Annotated in this window: 6 protein-coding genes; 2 read left to right on the forward strand and 4 right to left on the reverse strand. The window is 65.2% G+C overall.

What is annotated here, in order from left to right; translation table 11 throughout:
* Window positions 1-16 precede the first annotated feature (16 nt).
* Window positions 17-871, reverse strand: a complete 855-nt coding sequence (gene hisG / locus A5791_RS16025) for an ATP phosphoribosyltransferase (protein ID WP_067238618.1) — start codon at window positions 869-871, stop codon at window positions 17-19.
* 2 nt (window positions 872-873) lie between these two features.
* Complete coding sequence (locus A5791_RS16030; RefSeq protein WP_067238621.1) at window positions 874-1155, reverse strand: phosphoribosyl-ATP diphosphatase; 282 nt, start codon at window positions 1153-1155, stop codon at window positions 874-876.
* A gap of 54 nt (window positions 1156-1209) precedes the next feature.
* Here A5791_RS16030 and A5791_RS16035 point away from each other — a divergent pair, with 54 nt between their 5' ends.
* Entirely contained in the window at window positions 1210-1983 is a 774-nt protein-coding gene (locus tag A5791_RS16035; RefSeq protein WP_067238624.1) for an enoyl-CoA hydratase/isomerase family protein, read from the forward strand.
* Window positions 1984-2029: 46 nt separating this feature from the next.
* On the opposite strand, the gene metH is transcribed toward A5791_RS16035, so the two are convergent.
* Entirely contained in the window at window positions 2030-5713 is a 3684-nt protein-coding gene (metH, locus tag A5791_RS16040) for a methionine synthase (protein ID WP_231995917.1), read from the reverse strand.
* 196 nt (window positions 5714-5909) lie between these two features.
* Window positions 5910-6203 (reverse strand): hypothetical protein, encoded by a 294-nt coding sequence (locus tag A5791_RS16045; RefSeq protein ID WP_067238632.1) that lies wholly within the window; start codon window positions 6201-6203, stop codon window positions 5910-5912.
* A gap of 114 nt (window positions 6204-6317) precedes the next feature.
* Here A5791_RS16045 and A5791_RS16050 point away from each other — a divergent pair, with 114 nt between their 5' ends.
* Window positions 6318-7178, forward strand: a complete 861-nt coding sequence (locus A5791_RS16050; RefSeq protein ID WP_369828087.1) for a PAC2 family protein — start codon at window positions 6318-6320, stop codon at window positions 7176-7178.
* The last annotated feature ends 78 nt before the right edge of the window (window positions 7179-7256 follow it).

Raw genomic sequence — 7256 nt, forward strand, 5'->3', positions numbered from 1 at the left:
CGCAGCTGCCCGACGATCAGAACCGGCAGAACCTGATGTCGGAAGCCAGGATTGCCTTGGCGCCGATCGCGGCGAGTTCGTCCATGATGCCGTTGACGTCTCGGCGCGGCACCAATGCGCGGACTGCGACCCAGTCCGGCTCGGCGAGCGGCGCGATCGTCGGCGACTCCAGCCCCGGTGTGATGGACGTGGCCTTGTCGAGCACCGAACGCGGGCAGTCGTAATCCAGCATCAGATACTGCTGACCGAACACCACCCCCTGTATCCGGGCCACCAATTGATCATGCGCCGCACTTTGCTGGTGGCGGCTGTCCGCGACGTGCTCGATCAGCACCGCCTCCGAATCACACAGCGACTCACCAAAGGCCACCAAATCGTGCAAGCTCAGGGTGCGACCCGACCCGACCACGTCGGCGATCGCATCGGCCACACCGAGTTGCACCGAGATCTCGACGGCGCCGTCGAGCCGAATCACGGTTGCTTCAATACCCTTGGCGGCCAAATCCTTTCGAACGAGATTCGGGTAAGCGGTAGCGATCCGTTTTCCGGCCAGGTCGGCCGTCGTCCAGTCGCGCCCCGCGGGCGCGGCATAACGGAAGCTCGAAGAACCGAAGCCCAGCGCCAAGCGTTCCCGCACCGGCGCGTCAGAATCGCTGACCAGGTCGCGCCCCGTGATGCCGAAGTCGAGGTCTCCCGAACCGACGTAGATGGCAATGTCTTTGGGCCGCAGGAAAAAGAACTCGACGTTGTTCACCGGGTCGATGACGGTCAGGTCCTTGGGATCGGTGCGACGGCGGTAGCCGGCCTCGGACAGGATCTCGGTCGCCGGCTCGCTCAGCGCACCTTTGTTGGGAACCGCAATGCGCAGCATGCTCACAGCTTCCGATAGATATCGTCGAGGGACAGTCCGCGCGAGATCATCAGCACCTGCGTCCAGTACAGCAACTGGCTGATCTCCTCGGCCAGCGCCTCGTCGGGCTCGTGCTCGGCAGCCAGCCACACCTCGCCGGCCTCTTCCAGGATCTTCTTGCCCAGCGTGTGCACCCCCGCGTCGAGTGCAGCGACCGTCGCGCTGCCGGTCGGCCGGGTGCGGGCACGCTCGCCGAGTTCGGTGAACAGATCCTCGAAGGTCTTCACGGCCAGCGATTGTTTCATGCACGGGCGAGCAAAGTCATCTCGGTTTAATTCGGCCACAACGTACGGTGGGGCATGCAGTTCTTCGACATCGAGGTCAAAGTGGCCGGCGCTCGCGGCGATATCACGCTGAACCGGCCGGCCAAGCTGAACCCGCTCAGCACCACCACCCTTAACGAATTAGTCTCAGCTGCAAGGTATCTCGATACGATGACGCAGGTGAAAGTTGTCGTAGTGGCCGGCAACGGTCGAGCCTTCAGCGCCGGCGCGGACCTCGCGTCCTTCACGGCACTAGAATCATCCGCCGCAGCGGCACGTGATTCGGCCGACGCCGGGCGACGGATGGCCGACGCGATCGAGGCGATGAATGCAGTCACCGTCGCCAGCATCCACGGCCACTGCGTCGGGGGCGGGGTCGTGCTGGCGTCGGCGTGCGACATGCGCATCGCCGCGGAGGACACGCGCTTTTCGATCCCCGAAGTCGACCTGGGGATACCGCTTGCCTGGGGCGGAATCCCTCGGCTGGTCCGCGAGATCGGTCCCGCCCGGACCAAGGAACTCGTGATGACCTGCCGCCCCTTCGGCGCCGACGAAGCCGTAGCGACGGGCTTCCTGAACCGAGTGGTGCCCGGTTCCGGCCTCGCCGCGGCGGTCGATGAGCTGGTGGAGCAGCTGACCGGAAAGTCGGCGTTGACGCTGACCGCCACAAAGCGCCACACCAACGCGGTGACCGAACAGATGGTCGGCACTATGCGGGCCTGGAATGACGCCGACACGCTGGTCACCGCACTGCGGGATCCCGAGTCGCGCGCCGCGGGCGCGGCCTACCTCAAGGGCTTAGGGCGGTAGACGTTGAACTAGCTCACGAAATGCCTTGCGGCCGTTGGCATTCGCGTCAGTCCTCTGGGTTGTAGCCGAGGTTGGAGCTGAGCCAGCGTTCAGCTTCCCGCAGGGTCCAGCCCTTGCGCTTGGCGTAGTCCGCGACCTGGTCCTGGGCCACCCGGCCGACCACGAAATACTGCGACTGCGGGTGCGAGAAATACCAGCCGCTGACGGCGGCACCGGGCCACATCGCCATCGACTCGGTCAACTCGATCCCGGTCCGCTCCCGGACGTCCATCAACTTCCAGAGCGTCGCCTTCTCGGTGTGTTCCGGGCAGGCCGGGTATCCCGGGGCCGGACGTATCCCCCTGTATTTCTCATCGATGAGTGCGTCGTTGTCTAGCTGCTCGTCCGGCTGGTATCCCCAGAACTCTTTGCGGACCCGTTGGTGCATGCGTTCGGCGAAAGCCTCCGCCAGCCTGTCGGCGATCGACTCCAGCAGGATCGCGCTGTAGTCGTCGAGCGCTGCCTTGAACTCCGCGATCTTCTCCTGGCTGCCGAGCCCCGCGGTCACGGCGAAGGCGCCGACGTAGTCAGCCAGACCGGTGTCCTTGGGCGCGATGAAGTCGCCCAGCGAGCGGTTCGGGATGCCGTCCCGGTGCTCGCCCTGCTGACGCAGGTTGTGCAACGTGGTCAGCACCTCGTTACGGGTGTCGTCGGTGTACACCTCGATGTCTTCAACACCCGAGCCGACGGCGTTGGCCGGGAAGAACCCGATCACGCCGTTGGCCGTCAGCCACTTTTCCTTGATCAGGGTGTCCAGCATCTGCTGGGCATCGTCGTACAGCTTGCGGGCAGCCTCGCCCGAGGCCGGGTTGTTGAGGATGTCGGGGAACCTGCCCTTCATCTCCCAGGCGTTGAAGAAAGGCTGCCAGTCGATGAACTCGCGCAGTTCGGCGAGGTCATAGTCGAGAAACTCGCGGACGCCGAGGCCCTGGGCCGGCACTGGTGGCGTGTAGCCGTCCCACTCGATCGGCGTTCGGTTCGCGCGGGCTTTCTCGAGCGTCAGCATCGGCCGCTCGTTCTTTTGCGAGTGCCGTTCCCGAAGAGATGCGTAGTCCTTCTCGGTGGCCTCCAGCAGGGCTGGACGCTGCTTGTCGTCGAGGAGCGCTGCGGCGACCGGCACCGAGCGGGACGCGTCCTTGACCCAGACCACCGGACCGCTGCGACGCGGCGACACCTTCACGGCCGTGTGGGCGCGCGAGGTGGTCGCGCCACCGATCAGCAGCGGAATCTCCAGCCCTTCGCGTTCCATCTCGGCGGCGAAGTTGACCATCTCGTCCAGCGACGGAGTGATCAGGCCGGACAGCCCGATGATGTCGGCGTCGTGCTCCTTCGCCGCGGCCAGGATCTTGTCGGCGGGCACCATCACACCGAGGTCGATCACTTCGAAGTTGTTGCACTGCAAGACGACTCCGACGATGTTCTTGCCGATGTCGTGGACATCGCCCTTCACGGTCGCCATCACGATCGTGCCGTTGGTGTCCTTGGATGCCTTTCCGTTTTCGGAGGCGCCGGACTCTTCCTTTTCCGCCTCGATGAACGGCAACAGGTACGCGACGGCCTTCTTCATCACCCGGGCCGACTTGACGACCTGCGGCAGGAACATCTTGCCTGAGCCGAACAGGTCACCCACGACGTTCATGCCGTCCATCAGCGGGCCCTCGATCACCTCGATCGGGCGACCACCGGCGGCGGCGATCTCGGCCCGCAATTCTTCCGTGTCGTCGTCGACGTGCGCGTCGATCCCTTTGACCAGGGCGTGCGTGATCCGCTCGCGGATCGGCAGAGATCGCCACTCCGCAACCTCTGCGTCACCGGGTCCTTCGGAGCTGTTGAACCGCTCGGCAATCTCCAGGAGCCGTTCGGCCGCATCCTCGCGACGGTTCAGGACCACGTCCTCGATGCGGTCCCGCAACTCGGGGTCGATCGAGTCGTAGGGCACCAGCGCACCGGCGTTGACGATGCCCATGTCCAGGCCGGCCTTGATGGCGTGGAACAGGAATACCGAGTGGATCGCCTCGCGGACGGGGTTGTTGCCGCGGAACGAGAACGACACGTTGGAGATGCCGCCGGAGATGTGCACTCCCGGCAGGTTCTCTTTGATCCAGGCGCAGGCCTCGATGAAGTCGATCCCGTAGGTCGCGTGTTCCTCGATGCCGGTCGCCAGCGCGAAGCAGTTCGGGTCGAAGATGATGTCCTCGGGCGGGAAGCCGACCTCTTCGGTGAGGATCCGGTAGGCGCGTCCGCAGATCTCCTTGCGGCGCTCCAGGTTGTCGGCCTGACCCTGCTCGTCGAAGGCCATCACGACGACGGCGGCGCCGTACTTGCGGCATAGCCGCGCCTCGCGAATGAACTTCTCCTCGCCCTCCTTCATGGAGATCGAGTTGACGATCGGCTTGCCCTGTACGTTCTTCAGGCCCGCCTCGATGACCTCCCACTTGGAGGAGTCGATCATCACCGGGACGCGGCTGATGTCGGGTTCGGCCGCGATCAGCTTGGTGAACCGGTCCATCGCGGCGACGCCGTCGATCATGCCCTCGTCCATGTTGATGTCGATGATCTGCGCACCTACCTCGACCTGCTGCAGGGCGACCGACAGCGCGGTGTCGTAGTCCTCGGCCTTGATCAGGTTGCGGAACCGGGCGGAGCCGGTGATGTTGGTGCGCTCACCGATGTTCACGAACAGGGAGTCGTCGGTGATGTTGAGCGGCTCGAGGCCCGAGAGCCGTGTGGCCACCGGGATCTCCGGCACTTCGCGCGGTGGCTTGCCCTCGACGACCTTGGCGATCTCGGCGATGTGCGGCGGCGCGGTTCCGCAGCAACCGCCGACGATGTTGACCAGGCCGGACTCGGCGAAGTCGGCGATGTAGCCGGCCTGACGCTCCGGGGATTCGTCGTACTCGCCAAAGGCGTTGGGCAGGCCGGCATTTGGGTAGCAGGAGACGAAGGTGTCCGCGATCCGGGCCATCTCGGCGATGTAGGGTCTCATCTCCGGCGCGCCCAGGGCGCAGTTGAGGCCCACCGCGATCGGCTTCGCGTGCCTGATCGCGTTCCAGAATGCTTCGGTGACCTGACCGGACAACGTCCGCCCGGAGGCATCGGTAATGGTGCCCGAGATGATGACCGGCCAGCGGCGTGCGCGGTCCTCGAACAGCGTCTCGACGGCGAACACTGCCGCTTTGGCGTTCAGCGAATCGAAGATCGTCTCGATGATGAGGAGGTCGGCACCACCGTCGACCAGCCCGTTGGCAGCTTCGAGGTAGGCGGCGACCAGCTGGTCGTAGGAGACATTGCGCGCTCCGGGGTCGTTGACGTCCGGCGAGATCGACGCGGTGCGCGTCGTCGGCCCGATTGCGCCGGCGACGTAGCGGGGCTTCTCCGGGGTGCTGAATTCGTCGGCGGCCTTGCGGGCCAGCGCGGCGCCGGCGTAGTTCAGTTCGTAGCTCAAATCCGCCATGTCGTAGTCGGAGAGCGAGATCGCGTTCGCGTTGAACGTGTTGGTCTCCAGGATGTCGGCGCCCGCCTCGAGGTACTCGCGGTGGATCCCCTCGATGATCTGCGGCTGCGTCAGGTTGAGCAGGTCGTTGTTGCCCTGAAGAGCGGTCGGCCACTCGGTGAACCGGTCGCCGCGGTAGCCGGCCTCGTCCGGCCGGTCCCGCTGAATGGCCGTGCCCATCGCGCCGTCGATCACCATGATCCGCTGGCGCAGAGCTGCCGTCAGTTCTTTGGTGCAGTCAGGGCGGATGTTGGGATGAGGGTTGAATTTCGGGTCAGAGGCGTTCACGTACGTTCCTTCCGTAGCGGAAGGCGTCCTTGACTCTGCCGAGCGTGGCGGATACCCGGGGCCCGGCCCCCAAATAACCGTTGCAACGCCTCTCGACCAGAAAAGTCTACGTCGTCACCCGACGTCTGGACGCCCAGCTCGACCCGACCCGCTCGGCAGTCGCGATGCCCTCGAGCGCCAGCTCGCGGATCTTGTCGGCATTGAACATTGGGGTCGTAGTTACCAAGGTTAACCAGTTCGCAGTCGAACCTATTTCGCCTTGATCGCGTCGGCGCCGGTTGTCGAAGCCGTTCGGGGGGAGCTTAGCGGCCTGCAACTGGGTGCCCATCGCGCCGTCGCCGACCACCACCCGTTGCGTCGGGGTGTCCAGGATGTCGGTGTCAGAGCGGTGCTGAGTCACCCCACAAGGATAGTGGGCCTATGCAAATCAATCGGCGAGTCACAGGTCTCTGACAGGTGCTCGCCAGGCCGTACCCTGAATTTTGTGACCCCTCAGGATGGTGACTCGGATAGCCTGTCCAAGCTGCCCGAACTGCACAACACCGTCGTTGTTGCGGCGTTCGAGGGATGGAACGACGCCGGCGACGCCGCCAGCGATGCGCTGGAGCATCTTGACGCCATCTGGGAAGCCGATCCGATAGTGGAGATCGACGACGAGGCCTACTACGACTACCAGGTGAATCGCCCGGTCATCCGCCAGGTCGACGGCGTCACCCGGGAGCTGGTGTGGCCGGCGATGCGGATTTCGCACTGTCGCCCGCCCGGCAGCGACCGCGACGTGGTGTTGATGCACGGGGTGGAGCCCAACATGCGCTGGCGCACCTTCTGCGCCGAGCTGCTGGCCGTTGCCGACAAGCTGAATGTCGACACCGTCGTGATTCTGGGGGCGCTGCTGGCCGACACTCCGCACACCCGGCCGGTCCCGGTTTCCGGCGCTGCCTACTCCTCGGAGTCGGCGCGTCGGTTCGGGCTCGAAGAAACCCGATACGAGGGTCCGACCGGGATCGCCGGGGTCTTCCAGGACGCCTGCGTGGCGGCCGGGATCCCTGCGGTGACGTTCTGGGCGGCGGTCCCGCACTACGTGTCCCACCCGCCCAGCCCGAAGGCGACGGTGGCGCTGCTGCGCCGCGTCGAAGACGTCCTCGACATCGAGGTCCCGCTGGCCGACCTGCCGGCGCAGGCCGAGGAGTGGGAGCGCGCGGTCAGCGAGATGACCGACGACGATGACGACCTGGCCGAATACGTGCAGTCTCTCGAGCAGCGCGGCGACGCCGAGGTAGATCTGAACGAGACCCTGGGCAAGATCGACGGCGACGCTCTGGCCGCTGAATTCGAGCGTTATCTGCGCCGGCGCCGGCCCGGGTTCGGGATCTAGCTGTACTCAGCCAGGACGTTGGTAGCAGGCGTGTCGGGTTGATGTGAGAAGAACCTCCGGGTGAGGTGTGGCTTGTCG

Origin of the sequence: Mycobacterium sp. 852002-51163_SCH5372311 (assembly GCF_001667115.1) — a bacterium.
Lineage (GTDB): Bacteria > Actinomycetota > Actinomycetes > Mycobacteriales > Mycobacteriaceae > Mycobacterium.

Coding starts and splice junctions, on each gene's coding strand:
- metH (WP_231995917.1), bottom strand. CDS start 5,713: ATGGTGATCGACGGCGCGATGGGCACGGCCATTCAGCGGGACCGGCCG.
- hisG (WP_067238618.1), bottom strand. CDS start 871: ATGCTGCGCATTGCGGTTCCCAACAAAGGTGCGCTGAGCGAGCCGGCG.
- A5791_RS16035 (WP_067238624.1), top strand. CDS start 1,210: ATGCAGTTCTTCGACATCGAGGTCAAAGTGGCCGGCGCTCGCGGCGAT.
- A5791_RS16030 (WP_067238621.1), bottom strand. CDS start 1,155: ATGAAACAATCGCTGGCCGTGAAGACCTTCGAGGATCTGTTCACCGAA.